The organism is Pantoea sp. A4 (genome assembly GCF_000295955.2).
Taxonomy (GTDB): Bacteria; Pseudomonadota; Gammaproteobacteria; order Enterobacterales; family Enterobacteriaceae; genus Pantoea; species Pantoea multigeneris.
The window spans coordinates 121,152-144,143 of the sequence record NZ_ALXE01000020.1; the positions used below are offsets into that span (position 1 = coordinate 121,152).

General features: G+C 51.3%; 17 protein-coding genes. 6 read left to right on the plus strand and 11 right to left on the minus strand.

The window, feature by feature from the left end; translation table 11 throughout:
• Positions 1–179 precede the first annotated feature (179 nt).
• Positions 180–2,450 carry a FepA family TonB-dependent siderophore receptor gene (locus B880_RS0107315; RefSeq protein ID WP_017346739.1) on the minus strand — a complete coding sequence of 757 codons (2,271 nt, stop codon included), beginning with the start codon at positions 2,448–2,450 and terminating at the stop codon, positions 180–182.
• A gap of 211 nt (positions 2,451–2,661) precedes the next feature.
• Between B880_RS0107315 and B880_RS0107320 the strand changes: the two genes are divergently transcribed.
• Complete coding sequence (locus B880_RS0107320) at positions 2,662–3,522, plus strand: helix-turn-helix domain-containing protein (RefSeq protein WP_192841074.1); 861 nt, start codon at positions 2,662–2,664, stop codon at positions 3,520–3,522.
• 77 nt (positions 3,523–3,599) lie between these two features.
• Here the strand turns inward: B880_RS0107320 and B880_RS0107325 are convergent, their stop codons facing one another.
• Positions 3,600–5,561, minus strand: a complete 1,962-nt coding sequence (locus B880_RS0107325; protein WP_017346741.1) for a sigma-54-dependent Fis family transcriptional regulator — start codon at positions 5,559–5,561, stop codon at positions 3,600–3,602.
• Between the two features lie 227 nt (positions 5,562–5,788).
• Between B880_RS0107325 and B880_RS0107330 the strand changes: the two genes are divergently transcribed.
• From B880_RS0107330 to B880_RS0107340, 3 genes are all read left to right on the plus strand, one after another.
• On the plus strand, positions 5,789–6,808 hold the full coding sequence (locus tag B880_RS0107330; RefSeq protein ID WP_017346742.1) for a Gfo/Idh/MocA family oxidoreductase: 1,020 nt from the start codon (positions 5,789–5,791) through the stop codon (positions 6,806–6,808).
• Positions 6,808–7,587: a TIM barrel protein gene (locus B880_RS0107335; RefSeq protein WP_017346743.1), complete on the plus strand. Its 780-nt coding sequence runs from the start codon at positions 6,808–6,810 to the stop codon at positions 7,585–7,587. The genes B880_RS0107330 and B880_RS0107335 overlap by 1 nt, the downstream gene beginning before the upstream one ends.
• Before the next feature lie 88 nt (positions 7,588–7,675).
• Positions 7,676–8,593 (plus strand): substrate-binding domain-containing protein, encoded by a 918-nt coding sequence (locus B880_RS0107340; protein WP_017346744.1) that lies wholly within the window; start codon positions 7,676–7,678, stop codon positions 8,591–8,593.
• Between the two features lie 65 nt (positions 8,594–8,658).
• Here the strand turns inward: B880_RS0107340 and B880_RS0107345 are convergent, their stop codons facing one another.
• The 5 genes from B880_RS0107345 to B880_RS0107365 all read right to left on the minus strand — a co-directional run bounded on the left by B880_RS0107345 (position 8,659) and on the right by B880_RS0107365 (position 15,539).
• Positions 8,659–9,960, minus strand: a complete 1,302-nt coding sequence (locus B880_RS0107345; RefSeq protein WP_017346745.1) for a c-type cytochrome — start codon at positions 9,958–9,960, stop codon at positions 8,659–8,661.
• Positions 9,961–9,970: 10 nt separating this feature from the next.
• On the minus strand, positions 9,971–11,743 hold the full coding sequence (locus tag B880_RS0107350; RefSeq protein WP_017346746.1) for a GMC family oxidoreductase: 1,773 nt from the start codon (positions 11,741–11,743) through the stop codon (positions 9,971–9,973).
• Positions 11,744–11,756: 13 nt separating this feature from the next.
• Positions 11,757–12,488: a gluconate 2-dehydrogenase subunit 3 family protein gene (locus tag B880_RS0107355; RefSeq protein WP_017346747.1), complete on the minus strand. Its 732-nt coding sequence runs from the start codon at positions 12,486–12,488 to the stop codon at positions 11,757–11,759.
• 189 nt (positions 12,489–12,677) lie between these two features.
• A complete protein-coding gene (locus tag B880_RS0107360; protein WP_017346748.1) occupies positions 12,678–13,694 on the minus strand; it encodes a LacI family DNA-binding transcriptional regulator in 1,017 nt (338 codons plus the stop codon).
• A 387-nt stretch (positions 13,695–14,081) separates the two neighbouring features.
• Entirely contained in the window at positions 14,082–15,539 is a 1,458-nt protein-coding gene (locus B880_RS0107365; protein ID WP_017346749.1) for a sugar porter family MFS transporter, read from the minus strand.
• Between the two features lie 802 nt (positions 15,540–16,341).
• On the opposite strand from B880_RS0107365, the gene B880_RS0107370 reads away from it, so the two are divergent.
• On the plus strand, positions 16,342–17,079 hold the full coding sequence (locus B880_RS0107370; protein WP_017346750.1) for a YoaK family protein: 738 nt from the start codon (positions 16,342–16,344) through the stop codon (positions 17,077–17,079).
• Between the two features lie 33 nt (positions 17,080–17,112).
• On the opposite strand, the gene B880_RS0107375 is transcribed toward B880_RS0107370, so the two are convergent.
• The 4 genes from B880_RS0107375 to B880_RS0107390 are packed head-to-tail and all read right to left on the minus strand — an operon-like array spanning position 17,113 to position 20,461.
• Positions 17,113–17,946 carry a metal ABC transporter permease gene (locus tag B880_RS0107375; protein WP_017346751.1) on the minus strand — a complete coding sequence of 278 codons (834 nt, stop codon included), beginning with the start codon at positions 17,944–17,946 and terminating at the stop codon, positions 17,113–17,115.
• Positions 17,939–18,799, minus strand: coding sequence for a metal ABC transporter permease (locus B880_RS0107380; RefSeq protein ID WP_017346752.1), 861 nt, complete (start codon positions 18,797–18,799; stop codon positions 17,939–17,941). The genes B880_RS0107375 and B880_RS0107380 overlap by 8 nt, the downstream gene beginning before the upstream one ends.
• Entirely contained in the window at positions 18,783–19,574 is a 792-nt protein-coding gene (locus B880_RS0107385) for a manganese/iron ABC transporter ATP-binding protein (protein WP_017346753.1), read from the minus strand. Before B880_RS0107385 ends, B880_RS0107380 begins: the two co-directional genes overlap by 17 nt.
• On the minus strand, positions 19,571–20,461 hold the full coding sequence (locus B880_RS0107390; protein WP_237760996.1) for a metal ABC transporter substrate-binding protein: 891 nt from the start codon (positions 20,459–20,461) through the stop codon (positions 19,571–19,573). The genes B880_RS0107385 and B880_RS0107390 overlap by 4 nt, the downstream gene beginning before the upstream one ends.
• Positions 20,462–20,925: 464 nt before the next feature.
• Between B880_RS0107390 and B880_RS0107395 the strand changes: the two genes are divergently transcribed.
• Positions 20,926–22,902 carry a ligand-gated channel protein gene (locus B880_RS0107395; RefSeq protein WP_017346755.1) on the plus strand — a complete coding sequence of 659 codons (1,977 nt, stop codon included), beginning with the start codon at positions 20,926–20,928 and terminating at the stop codon, positions 22,900–22,902.
• Positions 22,903–22,992: the final 90 nt, after the last annotated feature.

The following is a 22,992-nucleotide window of genomic DNA, read 5'->3' on the forward strand; positions in this document are numbered from 1 at the left end:
AAACTGACTTCGGTAACCGGGGATGTGTGAATTTAGATATATCGTGTTAATAGATATATCTCATTGAGTGTCTGCAATTGGAGATCGGGCGCACAATTTATGATCAAAGCCGTAAATTGCTGTGGGGAAGGCGGCAGAAAAAAACCGCCCAGCAGGGGCGGTTTATCATAGGTTATTGATTAGAAAGAGGTAGTGATGCCAACGTAGTAATAACGGCCCGGTTCGTTGAAGGTATAAGCACCTTCGTTGGAACGATAGATCTGTTTGTCAAACAGGTTACCAATCCCGGCGTTGAAGCGAACGTTGTGGTTCAGATCATATTTGAGGTTCCAGCCGAAAATAGAGTAGGCCGGCAACTCCGTATCGGTGGTGCTGTCCCGGCGGTGCTCTGCGTGGGTACGCGGATGAATTCGACCGTACATAGTCCAGGAAATGTTGGTTGAGAGATTATCAGTAACATTCCAGTCCAGCATGTGGTTCAACGTATATTTCGGTACTAGCGAGAGTGGATTGCCGGTCGATTTTTGCTTCGAGGTAAACATATAGGTCGCGTTTGTACGCCACGTCAGTTTATCCGCTACCAGAGGTAAGGTCAGGTTCCCCTCCAGGCCTTGAGTGACAGCTTTACCGCCATTCTCCCAGCGATAAACGTCATACCATTCTGAGTAGTAGGTACTGTTGACGTAGACTGACTGCACCGTATCGGTACCGGAAACGATTTTGTTCTGATAGTCGTTACGGAAATAGGTCAGACCGGCGGCAAAGCCACTGTCATTCCACTGAATGCCGATATCTTTATTAACGCTGACTTCAGGATGCAGATTGCCATTACCCATTAAATAACAGCCGCTGGTGCTATTAATTGCACAGCCGTTGCCGCTGCTGGCTAACAGATAGCCTTCACTCGATTGATACAGGTTAGGGGCTTTAAAGACGCGCGCAATACCGGCTTTCAGGCTGAAGTGGTCGCCTAAATCCTGCGAAAGGTTGAGGCTGGGGCTCCAGTTGTTGCCAAATTTATCGCTGTAGTCGAAGCGAATACCTGGAATCAGCGTGGTGCCTGGTAGCACATCAATGGTGTCTTCCAGGTAGATAGCGCTAAGCTGCTGGCTATTTTTGCTGCTGCGCAGGGCCGAGTTTCCTGAGACACCCCCGACAGTGGTGACATCAACGTTGGTGGAGGTCGCTGCGGGATCATTTAATGCTTCACGATCCCACTCGAAGCCAGCCGTAAGGGTATTGTCTACCCACAGAGTGAACGGAACTGTAAATTCCTGGCTGGCACGCCAGGTTTTGTAGTTACTGTCGCTGAACTGGGTATTGGTGATGGTGCCATCAATACCGCCGGTCAGCCCTTCGTTCATGCGTGAGTTTTTCGTGCGCTCGTAGCTCAGAATGGTTTTTGACTGCCCCCAGTCCCAAATACCGTTGTGCGTCAGGCTGTAGTTCTGACGATACATCCGGTTGGTCTCCTGGCCCACCAGCGACTGGGGCAACGTAGTGCGCCCGTTGCTGTATTGCGTGTCACCGGCATAAATATTGCCCTGGCGGCTAAAGCCGTAATCAAAATCAACGTACTGGCGGGGATCTATTTTCCAGGTCAGCCCGGTATTAATATCGCGGTTACGTACGCCTTCACGGCCAGCGGCGCTGGTTCCGTTCTGCGCTTTGTTGATGTCATAGGCATCGCCATCGGTTTTGTTGATGTTGCCGTACATACGCATCGTTAATACATCTTTGACCAGCGGACCGCTTAAGCTAAAGGTCGAGCGCTTAGTCGCACCTTCTTTGTCATCCTCGGGCTGGCTGGTAAACAGTGACAGTGAGCCATGCCAGTCATTGGTTGGGCGCTTGGTGACGATGTTGATCACGCCGCCCATCGCGCCTGAGCCGTAATGCGCCGCCGAAGGGCCACGCAGAATGTCGATATGATCCACCATCTCCGGGGGTACCCAGTTGGTATCACCACGGGAATCACGCTCACCGGTCCAGGCATAGCGAACTGACGCACGAGACGTGACCGGTACGCCATCAATCAGAATCAGGGTATTTTCCGGTCCCATGCCGCGAATATCGATCTGCCGATCGTTGCCGCGAGCACCGGTCCCGCCGTTACCGGTGTAGTTAATGCCGGGCATCTTGCGGATGATTTCTGACAGATCATTCACCGGAGGCTGTTTTTCAATATCCTGCTGGGTAATTAGCGACGCGCCCGCTTGCTGCTTGAGGGCTTCTTCAGGCTTTGCGGTAACCAGCAGCGTCCCTGCATCCTCTTCGATAAGCGCTTTATTATTGTCTTTCCTGGTGCTGGTCGTGGTTTTTGCTGGCGCAGAATCCACCAGACTCAGCGTTTCGGCGGCAGGGGTGCCAAAAGATGATCCATACAAAACAACGCCAACCGCGACGGCCAGACTGGTTTTTACCGGCCTGGGGGTGAAGCAAACACGCATGAGGTATCCTTGAGTAAACGCTTTACAAGCAAATGAGAATCATTATTATCGCTATGCGCAGGGCTCTAAAGATTAGACTTTTGTGCAGTCGTCAGTTGCCGCCAATTTGGCTAGGCTATTTAGCAGTCAATATTAAAAATAAAAATCATCATCAGAATGAATTGATGCCGTCTGGGGAAGGGAAATGATAAAAAGCAGTATTGATAATCTGGTGGAGTGGATTGAAGAACATAAACATCTGCCACTCAGAATAGATGACATCGCTTCACGATCAGGTTATTCAAAGTGGTATTTGCAGCGCGTATTTACAGAGGTAACAGGGATTAATATTGCTACGTATTGCCGCCGTCGCAGACTCGCACTGGCCGCGCAGGTGGTTAAATACTCTTCTATGCCGCTGGCTGAAATTGCCTCATGGTTTGACTATGACTCACAGCAAACGTTAAACAAAGAGTTTATGAAACACTTTCGGTTAACGCCGGGGCAAATCAGACAGAACAGTACGATGAACTGGGAAATACTGTATCCCACGTTGCAAAAGTATGATCCAGAATTTCATCATCCCGTTACGCTGACGTCAGCGCCTGTCGCCAACTTACAGGGGTTGTATCATAGCTACATGCTGAGTCCCGAGGAGTTGGACAAGCATCCCGTGGCACAACGAAAAAGCAAATGGGATAACTTTCTGGCGCAGTTTTCGGTAAAGCCTGACAAGGTCTATTGCCTCACTGGACCCGAATTGTCAGGCATTGAACTGCATGGCGTAAAATATGGCTATATTACCTGTGTACCTCCGGAGGCGATGGAGAGCTACACCGGCTCAGCCACCTCCGAAATTCCGCTGATCGGGGATGCCTGTTATGCGAAATTCACCTTTCGTGGCCATTACACGCGAGTGGAAAGCTTTATTAAGCATATTTACAATGTCAGATTACATGATATGCAATTAAATCGCGTCGATGGCATGGATATCGAAGAGTTTATTTTACAGGGCAGGGCACGTTTCGGTGATGAGCAGGGGAACGTCGCGTTAAATTATTATGTGCCAGTAAAAGCCGTGTTGCAGAGCTAGCCTGTAACCGATGCGGAGGAATGATTCGCATCGGTTATCTGTTCAAGCATTTTGTCCCGCATATTCTCGCGCTGTCGTTAAGACTTGCGCAGTGCCGCCATATCGATGCCCCATAAATTCAGCTTGTTATACAACGCAGTGCGTGAAATGCCCAGTACCTGCGCGGATTGTCGTAAATTGCCCTGCATCTGGGCGATCACCGTGAGGATATGCTGACGCTCACTGTCTTGTAATGAGGAGAGGGTGTGTTCTGACGAGCTGACATGCCGGTGCTCGGTCATCTCTTCCGGCAAGTCCTGTAGCGTGATTTCCGTCTCCTGGCAAAGATTGACCATGCGTTCGATCAGGTTCTCCAGTTCACGCACGTTACCCGGCCAGTGCCACGCTTGCAGACACTGCATCGCTTCGGGTGACATCTGCGGCGGCATACGTTTCAGGCGGGTACAAAGGGCATGAATAAAGGTATTCACCAGTGATGCAATGTCCTCCTGGCGCGCACGCAGCGGCGGAATTTCCAGCGAAATTACGTTGAGGCGATAGTAGAGATCGCGACGAAACGCGCCTTTTTCCACGGCATCCAGTAGGTTGCAGTGGGTCGCGGCAATGATACGCACGTTAACCGCAATTGGCGTAGCAGCACCGATGCGTAATACTTCGCTCTCCTGTAGCACGCGTAGCAGGCTGGTTTGCGCTTCCAGCGGCATTTCACCAATTTCATCAAGAAACAGCGTGCCACCATCGGCCAGCTCAAATTTCCCTGCGGCACCGCCGCGTCTTGAGCCGGTGAAAGCCCCATCAACGTAGCCAAACAGCTCACTCTGCACCAAATCGCGTGGCAACGCGCCGCAGTTGAGCGCGATAAAGGGTTCGGCGTGACGTGCGCTGGCGTTGTGAATGGCCTGGGCGAACAGCTCTTTGCCCGTGCCACTCTCCCCGTTCAGTAACACGGTGCTGTCACTCCGGCTGCTGGCGCGCGCTTTCTGAATCGCCTGCAACAGGCGGGGGGCGATACCCTGAATCATCTCAAAGGTATAGCTGGCACTTGAGCCCATCACTTTACGGCTAATGGCCCGAATGCGCTGAACTTCGCGCAGAGAAAGAACCCGCCCACCGTCCGGTGCCGGGATCAGCGAAATCAGGCAGGCAACCGGAGCCATGCCTTCCGGATGGAACAGCAGTTCGCGATCGTTGCAAAACGGCAGCGTAAGCAGAGAAGCATTTTGTGGCTTGAGCAGGACGTCGATTGGCCCCGCTTGTGGGTCGAGGCCACCAAATAGCTGACGGGCATAGCGGTTCAGGGTTTTGATCCTGCCGAGGCTATCACAGACAATCACGCCTTCATTCAGGGTTTCCAGAATCGACTGTTGCTCGGCCAGCAAACGGCGCAAGATAAGCTGCTGCCCGACAGCCTCTGCTGCCGCCTGCACGGTACCCAGAGTATGCGCATTAAAGTTATCGGGCGTTGCCGTCAGGGTTAGCACGCCAATTAGCTTCCCGTTGGCCGCACGCACTGGCGCGGCCGCACACTGGAAGTGACGTTTACGCAGATCGAGTTTCCAGTTTTCCCCGCTCAATACATAGACCAGCCGCTGTTCGATCAGGCAACGCGCGGTGCAGTTCGTTCCGAGCACATCTTCGCGCAAAATACTGCCAACCGGGGTGAGATCAGCGCCGCAGTAGTGCAGCGTCACGCCTTGCGCATCCGTCAGATTAATATGGCCATCCGGGTTATAGGCCAGCAAATTTTCCATGATGCTGCGTGCCACCAGCACCAGCTCGGCGTTGTATTCCAGGATAGCTGCAAGCTCCTCGGCAGGCGGTGAGATGTAGCTAAAATGCGCCGGATCGATCTGTCTCTGCTGTGAACGTTGCCAGGAGTGGAGAATACTTTGTCGCATCCAGCCTGGGTGCTCGCCCCGTTGGAAGCTTTGCCACCCCTGCCACAGCAGGCTGTGCCACTCCGCAGCCTCAGCGGAATCAGGCAGGCTGAAAATCGGATCGCTTTCATCTTTGACCGGAAGTCGAATTTGCGTCTGCATAACGGATCCCACTGGGCGAGGTATGTTCATTATCTTTACATGTTAAGTTGACATGTAAAGTTTACTGCCAATCCCACCTCTGTTCCTGCGCCTCTCGTCACAGAAAACCCCGATATAAACCTGGCATCAGGTTTGCAATTTCATCTCCAGACAGGTGTTTAAGCCAATCTCAATGTGGACAACACCAACCCTACCGCTGCATAACGCTTAAATAACAAGGAGTAACGATGACATTATCTACTCAACCTGTTCGTGTTGGCCTGATTGGCGCGGGCCGAATGGGCAGCTTCCACGCGGAGAATTTGGCCTGGCGTATTCCCGGTGCAGTGTTAGCGGCTGTAGCCGATCCTGTTGCCGGTGCGGCGGAGAAACTGGCTCAGCGGCTTGGCGTAGCGAAGTTTTACAGCGATCTCCATGCGCTGTTACAGGATGCCGATATTGATGCGGTTGTCATTGCGGCTCCGGCGCGTACTCACGCGGAATGGGTGATTGCCGCTGCGCAGGCGGGCAAACATGTGTTTTGTGAAAAGCCGATGGCGGTGACGTTAGAGGAAGCGGACCGGGCAATTGCGGCGGCTAAACAGGCGGGGGTGGTGTTGCAAGTCGGTTTTAACCGTCGCTTCGACAGCGGCTTTGCTGCCGCTATCACCGCCATCAAGACCGGTGAAAATGGGACAACACAGCTGAGCCGTTCATTGACGCGAGATCCTGGCCTGCGCGATCCGGCTCCGATCCCGCAGTGGACCATTTTCCTCGAAACCCTGATTCATGACTTTGATACTTTGCTGCACTTCAACCCAGGAGCCCGTCCAACGGAGGTCTATGTACTGGCCGATGCCTTAATTCGTCCAGACTACAAAGATAAAGGTCTGCTGGATACTGCGGTTGTCACCCTGCGCTTTGACAACGGCGCGATCGCTATCGCGGAAGCCAGTTTCCAGGCGGTCTACGGTTATGACGTACGCGGTGAAGTGTTTGGTAGCAAAGGGATGCTGCAGGCGGGACATATCAATGCCAATCACTGTGTGCGCTACCACCAGGACGGTATTGCTATCGAAACCTCGCGTCTCGATTCCGATCTGCTGAATGCGGCTTATGTCGCGGAACTCACGGAGTTTGCACGCTGTATTCGCAGTGGCGAGGTGCCACGAGCAACCGGCGAAGATGCCCGCAATGCGCTGGAAATTGCTCTGGCCTGCATTGAGTCAGCCCTTCAGCAGCAACCGATCAAGCTGGGAGGACACTAATGGCCAGCTATTCACTCTCAGTTTGTGCCGAAATGGTGTTTCTCGATCTTCCGTTTGTCGAGCGGGTTAAACGTATTCATCAACTCGGATTTGGCGTCGAGATCTGGGGCTGGGCGAATAAAGATATTGATGCACTGGCGGCAACCGGAGCGCGCTTTACCTCAATGACCGGCTACCTCAGCGGCAATTTGACTGACGACGCGGAGATTGCACAGCTATTACATAGCGCAGAAGCCTCACTGGCCGTGGCTGAACGGTTAAATTGTCCTGGCCTTAACCTGCATGGGACCGGGCTGAATGACAAAGGCTTGCCGGTGAAACCCGTAGAGGTCGTCACGGGGGCCATGTGGCTGAAAGCGGCTGAGACACTGCGGCAGGTTGCCAAACTGGGCGAAGCGGCGGGGCGCGTTTTCACCCTTGAAAATCTCAACTTGCCGGTTGACCATCCGGGCACACCTTTTGCGCTGGCGGCGGATACCCTGGCGCTGGTGGAAGCCGTCAATAGCCCGGCACTCAAAATGAATCTGGATCTTTATCACGCACAGATTGGTGAAGGGAACCTGATTGAATTACTTCGCCGCGCGGGTTCGGCCATCGGAGAAATTCAGGTGGCGGATGTCCCAGGCCGCCAGCAGCCAGGGACGGGAGAAATTAACTACCGCGCCATCGCCCGAACGCTGAATGACATGGGTTACCAGGGCACGGTCGCGATGGAAGGCTGGGCCAGCGGAGACAGCACGGCTGCACTGGAGCAGTTCCGCGATCATTTTACGCTGTAAATCTGTGGCCGCCGGGTATTTGCCTGTTGCCAGGCGAACTGCATGGTATTGAAAAAAAAATAATATCTCACCCCTACAGGAATACCTTATGAAAACCAGAAATCTGATGATTTTGCTCTGTTCGCTGCTGCTTAGCTTGAGTGTGAGTGCCAAGACCTTCACCGTGGGTGTTGCACTGGCGAACTTTGATCTTAACTTTGTCTCTATTCTCCGTACCCAGATGGAGAAGGAGTTAAAAGACAACCAGCTCAACAGCCAGTTTGTTGATGCCAAGGGGGACGTTGCCGTTCAGGTTCAGCAAATAGACGATTTTATTAATCAGGGTGTGGATGCAATTATCCTCAACCCGGTGGATACCCAGGGTGTTCAACCCATGATTGCTGCGGCAAAAAATGCCGGTATCCCGCTGGTGTTCGTGAACCGTAAACCTGAGGTGAAACTGCCAGAAAATATGGCGTATGTGGGCTCTGATTCTGCGCTGGGTGGTCAAATGCAGATGGAGGCCCTGGCGAAGAAAATGAATTACAAAGGTAATGTCGCGATTTTAATGGGAGCGCTGTCAAATGAGGAAGCCCGTGAACGTACCAAAGCGGTAGAGGCGGTTATCGCTAAGTATAAAGACATGAAAGTGATCGAAAAACAGAGCGCCAAATGGCAGCGCAACGAGGCGGTGGACGTGGTCTCTAGCTGGCTGTTGAATCAGCGTCCGATTGATGCGATTGCGGCTAATAATGATGAAATGGCGATCGGGGCTATCATGGCATTAAACCAGGCGAAGAATGAGAAGGTTCTTGTAGCAGGTATCGACGGCACGCCAGATGGTCAGCAGTTTGTGAAAAACGGCAAAATGACGCTGACCATTTTCCAGGATGCCAAAGGGCAGGCGACCGGGGCCGTGCAGGTGGTTAAGGCCTTACTGGAGAAGAAAAAAGTGGAAACCTATAACTGGGTGCCTTATCAGACCATTACGCCAGAGAACTACACCCAGTTTGCGGCCAAAAATTAACAGCGCACGCCTGGATGATGAAAAACCCCCACTGCTGTGGGGGTTTTCTTTAGTTACGGCGGTAGTTATTCAGCATGACCTGCCCAGGGCTTCGCATGGGTGGCTGCTCGGGCTTTCGCAACGTCTTGCTCCGAAACCGCTGTGGCAGCATTACCCCAGCTATTGCGAATGTATGTCATTACATCAGCAACATTGCTGTCAGACAGCTTCCAGTCAAAGGCCGGCATCCCCGCAGCAGTCGGGTTAGCATGAGTCAACGGCCCCTCGCTGCCGTTAAGCACGACATTCAACAGGCTGGCTGGATCTGGCGCATTAACCTGACTGTTTCCGGCGAGGGTCGGGATCATCTGTCGGATGCCTGAACCGTCTGAAACATGGCAGGCGCTACACTGCGATTCAAAGACCTTTTTGCCCACAATCATCGGCTCGCTGGTACTGGCGACGGCGGCAGGAACCGGCGTATTCGATGCAGGCAGCGATTTGAGATAGCTGGCGATAGCGTGCAGATCGGCATCTGTCATGTATTGCGTCGAGTTCTCAATCGCCTCGGTCATCGGGCCAGAGGACGCCGTTTCACGGTTGGTGCCAGAACGCAGATAGCTGACGATATCCTCATTACTCCATTTACCCAAACCCGTGTGTGGATTTGAGGTGAGATCTGGCGCATTCCAGCCCTGCAAGGCACCGCCCTGCAAGTAAGCGGAAGAGTCACCACCCAGCAGGTTCTTCGGCGTATGGCAAGAGGCACAGTGGCCCGGACCATCCACCAGATAAGCCCCACGGTTGATTTCAGCCGTGGATAACTCCTGCGGTTGGAACACCTGATCGTGGAAGAACATCAGGTTCCAGCCTGCCAACGTCCAGCGCTGGTTGAACGGGAACGGTAGCTGGTTTTCAACCACCTTATTCTTCACTGGAGCGATGGTGCGGATATAGGCCCAGAGATCGGCCAGATCCTGATCGGTCAGTTTGGCATAGGCATTGTAAGGCATGGCCGCATACAGATAACCATGTGAACCCACCCCATGGCGCACCGCGCGATCAAACTGCTCCTGATCCCAACCGCCAATCCCGGTCTCTTGGTCCGACGTAATGTTGGAGGACAAAATGTCACCAAACGGCGTATGTAAGGTATAACCACCAGCAAACGGTTTGCCGCCTTCCTGCGTGTGGCAAGCCGTACAGTCCGACAGACGGGCAACATATTCGCCCCGTTTAATTTGATCGGCAGAAGCCGTGTCTGCCACCTTAATGGACTGCGGATAGCTTTTGTGTAATCCGTACTCGACCAGTGCGGTGTAACCCAGGGCACCGGCCACCACGACTGCGCCAACCGCCAGAGCAGCGCTACGTAATTTAATCGCCATTTTCTTCTCCTCAGCTCACCATTGGACCTGGATTTTTCAGGTAGGTATTCACGATGGCGTGAGCCGTCCACAACGTCAGCGCGCTCAAGGTAATCGTCGGGTTATAACCGCCATTGTTCGGGAACGAAGAGGCACCCATGACAAACAGGTTGTGGGCATCCCAGTGTTGCTGATAGCGGTTCAACACGGACGTGGCAGGATCTTTACCCATTACGGCACCACCAATGGTGTGCGAGCTGTCGTAGGCGCGGAACGGAGAGTTATGTTTATCCGGGAAAGACTCGGTCTCCCACGAGGTCGCGCCAGATACCTTCGCAATATCTTCGATGCGATCGCGGATATAGCGTGCCATCAGGCGGTCGTTCTCGTTGTAGTCAAAGGTCAGGCGCAATAATGGCTGGCCATTCTCGTCGCTGTAGTTAGGGTCCAGCGACAGATAAGAGTCACGGTGGGAGTAAGATGTTCCCTGACCCTGGATCTTGGCGTAGTTCTGGTAGCTCTTCTGGAAGGTTTTTTTCCATTCTGAACCCCACATCTTGCTGCCTGGTGGCAGGCGATCGGTCATGCCCAATGGTGTTCCCTGATCGGACAGCGCCTGAATGCCAGCACCACCCAGGAAGCCCAGACCGGTGTGATCAAAGTTATCGCCGTTGAAATCATCGATCTGGGTGGAGAGCGCGCCGGTAGAAATGAACGGGTTCATCTGTTCATTTTCATAGTAGAGGTAGCCCATGGACATGGTCTGGTAGTTATAGGCACGTCCCAGCGTCCCTTCACCAGTTGCGTGATCATACGCTTTACCAATTTTGGACAGCAGCAGCAAACGGACGTTGTCCAACTGGTAAGCGGTGAGACAGACGATATCTGCCGGTTGGAAACCGGTATTGCCATCGGAATCCAGGAAGGTCACACCCGTGACGGTTTTGCCGTCTTCAGCCTTATCGATATGCAATGCGGTGCATTCAGTCAGCAGGGTAAAGTTGGTGCGATCCATCAATGCCGGAACTACGCAGATGTTAGGTGATGATTTGGACCAGTTACCACAGCCGTAAAAACCGCAATAGCCACAGTAGGTGCAGGGGGCTAAATTAATTCCCAGTGGGTTGGTGTAGGCTGCGCCAATGGTGCCTGCCGGGATCGGGAAGGGGTGGTAACCCATTTTTTCGGTGATCTGATGGAATTTGTCGTTCCAGTGGGAGCGAATCAACGGCGGTGTGGGATATTCGCTGCTGCGGCTTCCTTCAAAGGGATTTCCGCCATCCTGTTTCTCACCGTTGAGCACGCCTGCTTTACCTGAAATACCGGCAATTTTTTCGATGCGATCATAGAACGGCTCAAGATCCTGGTAGGTTACGCCCCAGTCCTGAACAATCAGACCGTCTGCCAGCTTCATGTTGTGATAGCGTTCACGCAGGCGGGTTTCCATTTCGAAATCTGAAGGGTTAAAGCGCCAGGCGTTCGCAGCCCAGTGCTTGCCCGCGCCACCGACGCTGTAACCCATCTGGAAGGCGTTCCAGTCGCGGGCCGGCAACGCCTTTTGGCTGCTGTCGTTACGGAAGGTCAGTGTTTCAACGCGGGTGGGCTTGAGGATTTCGCGACGTACACCGTAGCGTAATTCATCAGCAGCAATCGCCGGAGAAAAGTTAGTTTGGGTTTGTTCCCACGGGCCGCGTTCAATGGCAACGACGTTTAATCCTGCTCGGGTCAGTTCTTCAGCCATGAGTGAACCGGCCCAGCCGAGGCCGATAATAACGGCATCCGCTTTTGGTCTGGTGTAATTCATAATATTCTTCTTATTAAGCTTTCAGGAGTTGAATAATGCTGATGGGTTCAATATTAAGTTTCTGTCCCTTGAGCGGGGCGTAATCGCGATAGTCATATCTCGCGCCTGGGAAACCAATCATGCGCCAACCCACCATATTACGGTTGCCACCGTAAACAGGATCGGCGAGGAAGCCTTCCTGAACATTCGTTAAGAACTGACTAAATAGCTCTTTTCCTGAAATTGAAGTATAGCTGAAGTTATTTGCTTCCATTTGTTCGAGATAATGATCTTTCGCGGCATCATCGAGGTCAGTGAAAGATTTACCGGTCAGGCTCTTACAATGCGTATCCAGTTCGCTCAACCCGTGGCGATAAATTTCAGCCGGCGTTAAAGGAGACTGGTTACCTTGAGAATCCGTTCCTTTTTCAAATGGCCCGGTATTGTAGCGCCAGCTGGCTTTGCCATAGCTGCCAGCCAGTTGGTTATCAATGAAGACCACACAACCCGCCTGAGAGGCGCTGATGCTTAATTCATCAGCTGGGATCAGACGATCGAAAATAGCCGTGACTAATTCATACTCACGTTGGTTGAGGTACATTTTTTTTGTAGGATCGGCCGGGGTAGGCGGCAGTGTTTCTTTTGCTCGCCATAGCTTGCCACCGTTATAAATTTTTTCTGCCGCCCCTGCCGGTTTAAATACCGATGCGGCTGTCCCTGTTGTTGCCAGAACCAAACCTGCTTTAATGAAACTACGACGTTCCATACGATGCTCCATAGAATAAGAGTCACCGACTACATGGAAACAGCCTCGCTTAAATAAAATTCAGGCGAAGTAATCCACTAGACAGTGTTAATTATGAGTTTTTTAATTTGAAGTGAGCTGCTATTACTGGGATGTGAAATATTCTCCTTATATTAAGGCTCGCCATTGGAAACAATGGCGAGCAGGACGTCAAATTTTAATATGTGACTGCCTGACGTGTAACTCACCGTTCTTCCATTGCTGGTCAGCGCCCGGTTTATTATCAAGCAACCGGCTGAGTGCTTCGCTAATTTGTAAGTCGGCGCGCTGATTCCAACTGGTCAGATTCCAGGTTGAGGTACGTGCTTCATCAATATCATCAAAGCCAACAACACCCATGTGTAACTGTGGGTCAAAATCACGCATTGCTTGCATGGCACCAAACGCCAGTACATCGTTTTCACAAAACAGCGCATCGATGCGTTGAGACGCCGGAGTGGTGCGCAGATACTGCAACATCTCTTCATAGCCACGATCGCGGTCGTAGCTTCCGGCGACTAAAACGGTATCAAGTTGCTGACCACCTTCTTCTAATCCTGTCGCGTAGCCTTCCATGCGCATCAGATGGCTTGATGAGGTATCCGGTCCTTTCATGTAGCCATAGCGCTGATATTTTTGCTCCATCAACAGCTGGCTTAAACGCTTACCTGCGGCAAATCCATCAATATTTACGACTTCAACATCTGCGGCGTTGGTGTTTCGGAACACATGGACTGCCCTGATGTGATGAAGCGATTTGGTAATGGTCAAAAACTCTTCACTCACGATGGTGGCAAAATAAATCAGCCCATCTACCTGCAACTGACTGGCCATCTGTAATACCGAATCATAGTTCTCAGCGGATTCAATGTTCAGCAACATTGACATGTACCCACGCTGGTTTAGCTGCTGTGTAGCCTCTTTTAACATTCTCAGGGTATGCGGATTACTAAATTCATCGGCCACGATCCCCACGATGTTGGTTTTGCTCTGTTTCAGGCCTCGTGCCAGCAGGTTGGGTCTGAAGCCCAGTTCATTTGCGGCGGCCATCACTTTTTCTCGTGCTTCGGGCGAAATGGAGGCGCCGGGTTTAAATGCACGCAACACGGTCCATTTGGAGACTTCAGCAATACGTGCAACATCATCAGCTGTGGCTTTTTGTGGTTTTTTTTCGTCGTTATTCGTCATGAGCACATTACGCTGTGTAGGGAGACATCGAACCCCACAGCATAAAGCAGTCACTGCATATCCCCAAATCTGAAACCGTCGGTGTGGTCACAAATCATTCCCACAGCAACTGTGCTGATACCAGATGTTGCGATTATGTTTAGTGATGCCAACGTTGGCAATCACTTTTGCCAACGTTGGCAAAGATGTAGTGCGGAAGTATTAAGCGGTGGCGGGATATTTTTTGATTTAAATCAATAAATTGGTAATCCCTTCAGTTGATGTGTGCTAATTGTTACCAAATGTGATTCTCCGGTTAACAGAGAAGAAAAAGTCAATCGTGGTGGTGTTTTGGCGATAAATCAGCCCGGACAGTGCTGCCCGGGCTGATAGCGACGTTAAATTCAATCAGTGGCGCGGAATATCGTAGGATGAGGTGTTCTGTGTCACCGTCGTCTCGGGTAACTCAGCTTCTACATTGAATTTTTCCAGCACCAGACCATGAATCTTCTCGAGTGAAACACCTGCGGTCTCCGGCAAATAGCGGAAGGTGAAGACGTACATGCCCAGTGAGAAGATGGCGAACAACAGCAGCGGGAAACCACCGTGGAACACTTCCAGCAGGAAGGCATTGCTGTTAAGCAACGGGAAGGTGGTGCTGATGATAAAGTTCGCCATCGACATGGCACAGATTGAAATACCCACACAAATTGAGCGAATTTCGGTTGGGAACAGTTCGCCCAATACGGTCCAGACCAGTTGCCCCCAGCTGATGCCGAAGAACACCATGTAGGCGAACAGACCGACTACCGCTAAAACGCCAGGCAGGTGATAGTAGAACGCAAAGAACGAGTAGGTTAAAAACAGGCTAGAGGTTAATGCGCCAATCAGCAGCAGCTTGCGGCGACCAATCTTATCCACAATAGACATGCCGATCAGCACGCCAGCGAACTGACAAACCGACAACCAGAAGGTCTGAATCAGGGCTGAATCTACGCTGCCGGTGACATTTTTCAGCAGTGAAGGGCCAAAGTACTGAATCACGTTAATACCGCTGATTTGGTTACCAACAGCCAGCCCAATGCCAAGTACCAACAAAGGGACTGTGGTTTTATTCAGGCTGAAGCTTTTCTTTGGTCCTGAATTACTGGTTTGGAATGACCCTTTGATTTCGTTAAATACCACCTCGGCGTGGGTGCTATTAGAAATTTTCGCCAGGGTTTTCATCGCCTCTTTATAGCGGCCTTTTAAGACATCCCATCTTGGCGATTCGGGAATAAACGCAATCAGCAACATGAACAGAGCGCAAGGGATCAGCGCGGTGGCCAGAATGTAACGCCAGCCCATGGCGACCATTGCTTCCGGGAGCAAAGATTTGGTAATAAAATAGTTGGTCAGTAAAACCACTGACTGCCCGCCCACACAGCATACAGAGTAGAGCGCTGTTGTTCTCCCACGGTACTTGGACGGGGAAAGCTCAGCCAAATAGATCGGTGAAATCACCGATGCCAACCCAATCGCCAGCCCGCCAATGATGCGGAAGATAACAAAGGTGGTGAAGTTGTGCGCCAGCGCGGTGCCAAGCACGGAGATGGTAAATAGCAGTGCTGTAATGGCGAGGGAGCGTTTACGGCCGAATTTATCGCTAAGGCGAGGTGCAATAAAACACCCGACCAGACTGCCGAGTAAAATATTGGCGACGGCCCATCCTGTTTCAGCGGGGGATAAAAGGAAATACTCACTCAGGGGCTCAATGGCACCAGAAATGATCGATGAGTCGTAACCCATTAATAATCCGCCAAATGCTGCGACGGTACAGCATAACATTACATACTTCAGGTTATACCGGTTTTGCCTGTTTTCCATAGAATATCCTTACCTCTAATACACAGACATTACCTGTCCAGTAAGAGGAGTGGTGTAGGGACAGCGGTTAGGGGTATTCGCAGTTGAACGCTTAAATGGAATATACTTTCTAAAATTAAATATTTGGATTTTATGATTCAAAAGTGTGACGTAAGTTGCGTATTTTTTCGAACCTGCAAAATGAATGATCATGTAATATTCTGATTATTAAGAATAATTTACATCACCCTAATGCGAGCCTGATAATTCAGATTACACGCATCTTTTTTTTGGAATATAAATTTCATTTTAGTGTGAGGACGTAGCGGATTAACCCGCAACCCGGTTTGCCTCCTGGTGGGCGTTCATCGGGCAAGGCATCTCATGTTCTTCTTTTGTTCTTCTTTATGAGAGGCGTGACGACAGAAGTGGATTCCGTGTCCAAAGGCGGTGGGTTGTTGTTTAAATGTTAAGTAATGGTTGTGATTGAAAGTAAATAACTTAAGTTATCCTTAAATTTTTTTCTGCTCTACCCTGGAGAATTAGCAGGCAATTAGTCTCTTCCTGCAATAGTAACGCATGGTATCACCAGCCTGTTTAAGGCTTAATAAAAATAGGGGTAATGCATAGTACACAGATAGATATAGGTTTTTCTTATCAAATCCTGTGGGATTATTTACGTATGTATATAAAACTTTAGCTTTTATTGCATTTATCGTCACGATTAAAATGATTAATAAAAAATGTCCTTTTTTCTTAACGAAATCTTCTTATAGCTGATGTAACTTTAAATCTGTTTATCTATTTTTGATTGAGGTGTCTCATGCTGATTAAACTAAAGCGTACCCGCACCCATAGCGAGGACAGGAATCTTGCTATCTGGCTGGCTACTGCGGCGGGGATGCTAAATGCTATTGCATTGGGGGCGTTTGGGTTCTTCCCTTCACACATGACCGGGAATACGTCACAACTTTCCAACGAGCTCTCTAACGTTGACCTTCGCAACATGCTCTTTCTCGGCACCACGCTGTTGGCCTTTGTCGGTGGGGCGATTACGGCGCGGATCGCGGTCATTAGCGGCCTGGCTAATGGGAACCGTATCATTTTTTGCCAGGTATTGTTGATTGAGGGGTTTGCTCTGGTGGCACTCTCCCTGTTTGAACTGTTTTATTATTCCCCCGGTAATAACAGGGAGATCATTGTTCTGTTGGGCTTTTTAATGGGGTTACATAATTCAACCTCTACCCAGCTTTCGAGTGGACGGGTACGCTCAACCCACATTACCGGCACCCTAACTGATGCCGGGATTGCGTTAGCCTCGCTGTTTGCGGCAATGATCAGACGCGATCACTCTAAGGAAGTGGTAGCCCAGAGAAAACAGTTCCTTACTCACATCATCACCATTCTCTCGTTCCTGCTAGGCGGTGTGGCGGGGTTGATGTTGTTTAACCGCTTTGGTTTCATGGCGATGTGCGCCATTGGAGCGTTGATTATCTGCCTGTCGCTGGCCTCGATGATCACCACTGTGGTGCGGGTTAACCGGATCGCCAGTCCTCTATAAATAAACAGCCCAGGCAACTGGGCTGTTCGTCTGTCAATTCATCACCTTTTGAACCTTCTTCTCTTTCAGCGTGGCATAACAGAAAACCAGCGTGAACAGCACGGCATACAACACCACAATGGTGGGGCCGGGCGCGCTATCGATGAAAAAGGAGAGATAAACACCGGCAAAACCGGTAACACTCGCAATCAACATGGCTACAAGCATCACCTGCCAAAAACGCCGCGCCAACAGCAGGGCGATGGCCCCAGGTGCAATGAGCATTGAAACTGACAAAATCACACCTACCGCTTTCAAGGCGGCGACAATGGTCAACGCAATCAGGCACAACAATCCATAATGCATCAGTTTGCCATTGATGCCACAAGCGATAGCGTGTTGCGGATCAAAAGCATACAACAGTAAATCGCGCCATTTCGCCCCAATCACCGTGCAAACCAGCAGTGCAATCAACAGGGTCTGCACAATATCAGCCAGGGAGATTCCCAGCATGTCGCCAAACAGGATGTGGTCGAGATGAACTTCCGGCTGTAATTTCAGGTACAGCACTAAACCCGCGCCAAACATGCCTGAAAAGACAATCCCCATCACCGTATCGGGCTTAATCCGGCTATTCTCACTGATATAGCCCGTGGCGACAGCGCAGAACATCCCGGCAACAAACGCCCCAATCGCGTAGGGCAGCCCCAACAGCCAGGACAACACAATCCCAGGGAATACCGCGTGACTCATCGCGTCGCCCAACAGTGACCACCCTTTTAGCACCAAAAAAGCGGATAGCATGGCGCAAGGCAGGGATAATGCCAGCGTCACCACAAACGCCAAATTCATAAACTCGAACTGGAAGGGCGCGAGTAACTCATTCATGGCGTACCTCCTGCACTGCATGTGCACGACGACGCGCAGCCAGAACACCGTGTTTCGGGGCAAATAAGAACGCAGATAAAAAGACCACTGTCTGAGCCACTACAATGATGCCGCCTGTTGCGCCGTCAAGATAATAGCTGCCCCATGCCCCTAAAAAGCTGGTAATACTGCCGATTGCCACCGCGATCAGTAACAAACGCGGAAACCTGTCTGTGAGGAGATAAGCCGTGGCTCCTGGCGTGACGAGGAGACAGATCACCATAAAAGCCCCCACGGTCTGTAACGCCGCCACGGCCGCTGCTGCAAGTAGGGAAAAAAACAGAATTTTAAGCCGCGTCGTGTTCAGGCCAAGGGTTCTGGCGTGGCTTTCATCGAAAAAGGTCACCATCAGATCGCGCCACTTCAACAGCAGCAGTACCAACGTCACCGCACCAATAATGCCAAGCTGCAAGATATCTGCGGGTGTCACCGCAAGAATATTACCCAGAACTATGGTTTGAACATTAATCCCCGTGGGATTGAGTGAGACCAGAAACAGGCCAATACCAAAGAATGAAGAGAAAATCAGACCTATGATCGCATCCTCTTTCAAGCGCGTACGTTGGTTGAGAAACAACATGCTGGCCGCCGCCAGACCACCTGAGAGAAAAGCACCGAGTGAGAAGGGCAACCCCAGCATCGCGGCACCCGCTACACCCGGAACAATGGAGTGGGATAAAGCGTCCCCCATCAACGACCAGCCTTTCAGCATCAGGAAGCAGGAAAGAAAAGCGCAGAGGGTGCCTACCATGGCCGCGATCCACATGGCATTGAGCATGTATTGATAACCGAACGGCTCAAGAATCCAGGACATGATTGGCCTCACTGCGGTTAACCCGTTGCTGAGAGGTTAGGTGGACTGCGTTGCTTGTACCTTCAAAGGCTCTGGCAAGATTTGCCGCTGTGTAGGCCTCTTCAAGTGTGCCGCTGGCTAATACCGTATTTCTTACCAGCACGCAGCGGTCGCAATAGTGCGGGATAGCATTCAGGTCATGGGTGGAAACCAACATGGTGCGTCCTTCCTCGCGCATTTCCTGCAAAAGCTGGCGGATGGCGGTCTCCGTCTGGATGTCAACGCCGGTAAAGGGCTCATCCAGCAAAATCACCTCGCCACTCTGTGCAATTGCCCGAGCCAGAAAAACCCGCTTTTTTTGCCCACCGGAGAGTTCACCAATTTGGCGGTGGCGGAAGTCACTCATACCCACGCGGGCTAATGCCTCATCCACACGTTTTTTATCTTCGGCTCGCGGTATCCGCAGCATCCCCATGTAGCCATAACGGCCCATCATCACCACATCTTCCACCAGAACCGGAAAACTCCAGTCCACCTCTTCCGCTTGAGGTACGTAAGAAACTTTGTTCTGTTTGAGAGCCTGGCGTATCGGCTCACCGCTGAGATGTACCTCGCCGGTCGTCAGCGGCACAAATCCCATGATCGCCTTGAACAAGGTCGACTTACCGGAACCATTGACCCCAATCAGTGCTGTAATGCTGCCTGCTGGCAGGGAAAAAGTTGCCTGTCGCAACGCAGTATGGCCGTTGCGATAGGTCACGCTGAGATTGTTCACGCTTAAAGGAAAGGTGCTCATGGCTTAACCCCCGCTTCAATACCCCGAATCACGGTTTCTGTGGTGACGCGTAGCAAATCAAGATAGGTCGGAACTGGGCCGTCTGGCGCGCTCAAGGAATCCACATACAAGACGCCACCATAATGAATACCCGCTTCACGGGCCACCTGCTGGGCAGGTTTGGCTGAGATGGTGCTCTCACTAAAGATGGTCGGGATATGGTTGGCTTTTACCGCATCAATCACTTTGCGCACCTGTTGTGGTGTGCCTTGCTGATCGGCATTAATTGGCCAAAGGTATAATTCGTGCAGGGAGAAATCCCGGGCCAGATAGGAAAAAGCCCCTTCACTGGTGACCAGCCAGCGTTGCTGTGGGGGTAACTTATCCATTGCGGCGCGAATCGGTGCCAGGGCTTCTTGAATCTGTGCTTTATACCGCTCCGCGTTTGCCTGGTAGATGGCGGCATTTTTCGCATCATACTTTTGCAGTGCATCACGAATGTTATCGATGTAGATCAACGCATTTGCAGGGGACATCCAGGCGTGCGGATTCGGCTTCCCGTTGTAGGGACCGGCATTAATGCCCATGGGTTCAATGCCATGCGTCACCACTACTTCCGGGACGCCTTTGAGACGTTGATAAAAACGGCTAAACCACAGTTCGAGATTAAAACCGTTCACCAGAATCAGATCTGCCCCCTGTGCCCGGCGAATATCCCCTGGCGTGGGTTGATATTCATGGATCTCCGCGCCAGGTTTGGTGATTGACGTCACCTCGGCGGCATCTCCGGCAACGTTTTTCGCCATATCTGCGATCACGGTGAAGGTGGTGACAACTTTGAATTTTTCAGTTGTAGCAATAGCGGGCAAGGATGTAGACAGCAACAAACTCAACAAAAGGCTGAACATTACGCGGGTAGGGAACATGGTGGACTCCGAGTTATAGCACTTGCTATACAATATAGCAGTTGCTAATTAAGAGTCTCTTTTTTACGCAGGTTTTGTCTGGATATTACAAAATTTTACATAGCTGGCGGAGAGGGTCGCGTTATACGTGGACACAGCATGAGGCCGTATCTGTGATGTGAACGGGTATTGATTAAGGCCAGAGAACTGTACGGGGATGGTTTTACACCTCACATTGAGACATGAGCGTTCAGTCTCCAGGCGTATGTGACGTGCTTTTCACTCGCCAACCCCTCAGAAGCGAAAATTTCGCCTGTCACCCTAATGAGAAGGATTATTAATCTCATTCTTTTTTACATTTGGTCATAGATGTGTAAGATTGCATTTCGAAATCCTTACACATTGCGGCGGGTGCTGTGTTGCATGGCATCCGTCGACAGATAATCCTTTGCTTAATGGAATAACGTATGTTTCGCATCAATCTTCTGACCGCCTCGCTACTAGTGACACTGTCACCTTCCCTGCAAGCGGAAGACCAGCAGCCACTGGTGGTTACCGCCACGGGATTCGCACAAAAAATTCAGGATGCTCCGGCATCGATTTCAGTGATTACTCAACAGCAGATTGCAGACAAAGCCTATCGTGACGTGACGGACGCGCTCAAAGATGTGCCGGGCGTAGTGGTAACCGGCGGTGCCAGCAGTAGCGATATCAGCATTCGTGGTATGGCGTCGAAATACACCTTATTCCTGATTAACGGTAAACGGGTGAACACCCGCAGTACGCGCCCCAATAGCGATAACGCAGGGATAGAACAAGGGTGGATGCCGCCACTGGAATCCATCGAACGGATCGAGGTGATCCGTGGCCCGATGTCGTCGCTGTATGGATCTGATGCCATGGGTGGCGTGATTAATATCATCACCAAAAAAATCTCGAATACTAAGCAGTGGGTAGGGTCGCTACACGCGGATGCCACGATTCAGGAGCACCGTGACTCCGGTGACCTGTACCAGACCAATGCTTATGCCTCCGGGCCATTGATTGATAACCTTCTGGGGATGAAAGTCACTGGACTGTTTTCTCGTCGCGCAGAAGACAAAATCATCTCCGGGTACAACGAACAGCGCATGCGTAACGGTGCGGTGGCTTTCAACCTGACGCCCGATGATAAAAATGATTTTGATCTGGAGTTCTCCCGCGAATTACAGGACAGAAAGAGCACCCCGGGTAAATCCTCAGAGAGTGAAATTTGTCGCAACGGCACTTGTTCGCCCAATACGCTGACGGATACTCGATATGAGCACAATACTTACTCATTGACCCATAACGGCTATTACGAAGCGTTAAATACCACCAGCTATATAGAACATGAAATGACCAACAACCCGGTACGCGATATGCGGGCCGAAAACACCACGCTGAACACGCAAAACCAGCTGTTCCTTGGCGATCATACTTTAACCCTTGGTGGTCAATATCTGTATGAAAAGCTGGTGGATAATGGCAACCAGCTCGAAGCCGCGAAAGACCTGAATAAACTCACGCGCTGGAGCTGGGCACTGTTTGCGGAAGATCTTTGGCAGCTCACCCCAGATTTTGCCTTCACCACCGGACTGCGCATGGATCGTGACCAGAATTACGGCAGCAACTGGACACCTCGTGGCTATGGCGTTTGGCATCTGGCCGAACACTGGACGTTAAAAGGCGGCGTGTCTGCTGGCTATCGCGCCCCGGATTTGCGCCAATCCAGTGCCAGTTGGGGACAGGTTACCGGCGGCGGACGTCAGAACGGCATTATTGTTGGCAATCCCGACCTGAAACCAGAAAAGAGCCTGAGCCAGGAAATTGCCCTGATATGGGATAACAATCAGGATCTGAATGCCGGTATCACTCTGTTCAACACGGAGTATAAAAATAAGATCACGGAAGTGCGCCGTTGCAACAGCAGTGCCGATCCACTCTGTCAGATTGGCGGGCAGCGTTACGACTTTATCAGCGATCGAATGAACGTCGATAAAGCCAACACGCGTGGCGTTGAGTCTACCTTTGGCTGGAAAATTACGCCTGACCTCAACTGGACCGCTAACCATACCTTTACCCAGTCCGAACAAAAAAGCGGCCCCTTCGCCGGTAAGCCATTGAATGAGATGCCTAAGCACATGTTCAATACCACGCTTGACTGGCAGGCCACGCAAGATATGGGCGTGTGGACGCGACTCAATTTCCGCAGCCGCACCTCGGAGTATCTGAGCCGCACGTCAATGGCAGAGGGCGTGCCTTCATACAGTATGCTGGATGCGGGTATTCAATATAACGCCACCAAGGCGCTGATGCTCTCAGCGGGCGTGTATAACCTGCTGGACAAACGCATTGATTACACAAGCTACAGCACCGTATTAGACGGGCGCCGCTATACGGTTGGAATGACGTATAACTTCTGACAGTAGCGCTAAAACCCGTTATTTATCATTTAGTTGATCTACCCTATCCGCCGCCTGTGCAAATGGCTGAACAGGCGGCGGGTAAGTAGG

Coding starts and splice junctions, on each gene's coding strand:
- B880_RS0107340 (WP_017346744.1), top strand. CDS start 7,676: ATGAAAACCAGAAATCTGATGATTTTGCTCTGTTCGCTGCTGCTTAGC.
- B880_RS0107350 (WP_017346746.1), bottom strand. CDS start 11,743: ATGAATTACACCAGACCAAAAGCGGATGCCGTTATTATCGGCCTCGGC.
- B880_RS0107360 (WP_017346748.1), bottom strand. CDS start 13,694: ATGACGAATAACGACGAAAAAAAACCACAAAAAGCCACAGCTGATGAT.
- B880_RS0107345 (WP_017346745.1), bottom strand. CDS start 9,960: ATGGCGATTAAATTACGTAGCGCTGCTCTGGCGGTTGGCGCAGTCGTG.
- B880_RS0107355 (WP_017346747.1), bottom strand. CDS start 12,488: ATGGAACGTCGTAGTTTCATTAAAGCAGGTTTGGTTCTGGCAACAACA.
- B880_RS0107365 (WP_017346749.1), bottom strand. CDS start 15,539: ATGGAAAACAGGCAAAACCGGTATAACCTGAAGTATGTAATGTTATGC.
- B880_RS0107385 (WP_017346753.1), bottom strand. CDS start 19,574: ATGAGCACCTTTCCTTTAAGCGTGAACAATCTCAGCGTGACCTATCGC.
- B880_RS0107375 (WP_017346751.1), bottom strand. CDS start 17,946: ATGAATGAGTTACTCGCGCCCTTCCAGTTCGAGTTTATGAATTTGGCG.
- B880_RS0107315 (WP_017346739.1), bottom strand. CDS start 2,450: ATGCGTGTTTGCTTCACCCCCAGGCCGGTAAAAACCAGTCTGGCCGTC.
- B880_RS0107335 (WP_017346743.1), top strand. CDS start 6,808: ATGGCCAGCTATTCACTCTCAGTTTGTGCCGAAATGGTGTTTCTCGAT.
- B880_RS0107395 (WP_017346755.1), top strand. CDS start 20,926: ATGTTTCGCATCAATCTTCTGACCGCCTCGCTACTAGTGACACTGTCA.
- B880_RS0107390 (WP_237760996.1), bottom strand. CDS start 20,461: ATGTTCAGCCTTTTGTTGAGTTTGTTGCTGTCTACATCCTTGCCCGCT.
- B880_RS0107370 (WP_017346750.1), top strand. CDS start 16,342: ATGCTGATTAAACTAAAGCGTACCCGCACCCATAGCGAGGACAGGAAT.
- B880_RS0107325 (WP_017346741.1), bottom strand. CDS start 5,561: ATGCAGACGCAAATTCGACTTCCGGTCAAAGATGAAAGCGATCCGATT.
- B880_RS0107330 (WP_017346742.1), top strand. CDS start 5,789: ATGACATTATCTACTCAACCTGTTCGTGTTGGCCTGATTGGCGCGGGC.
- B880_RS0107380 (WP_017346752.1), bottom strand. CDS start 18,799: ATGTCCTGGATTCTTGAGCCGTTCGGTTATCAATACATGCTCAATGCC.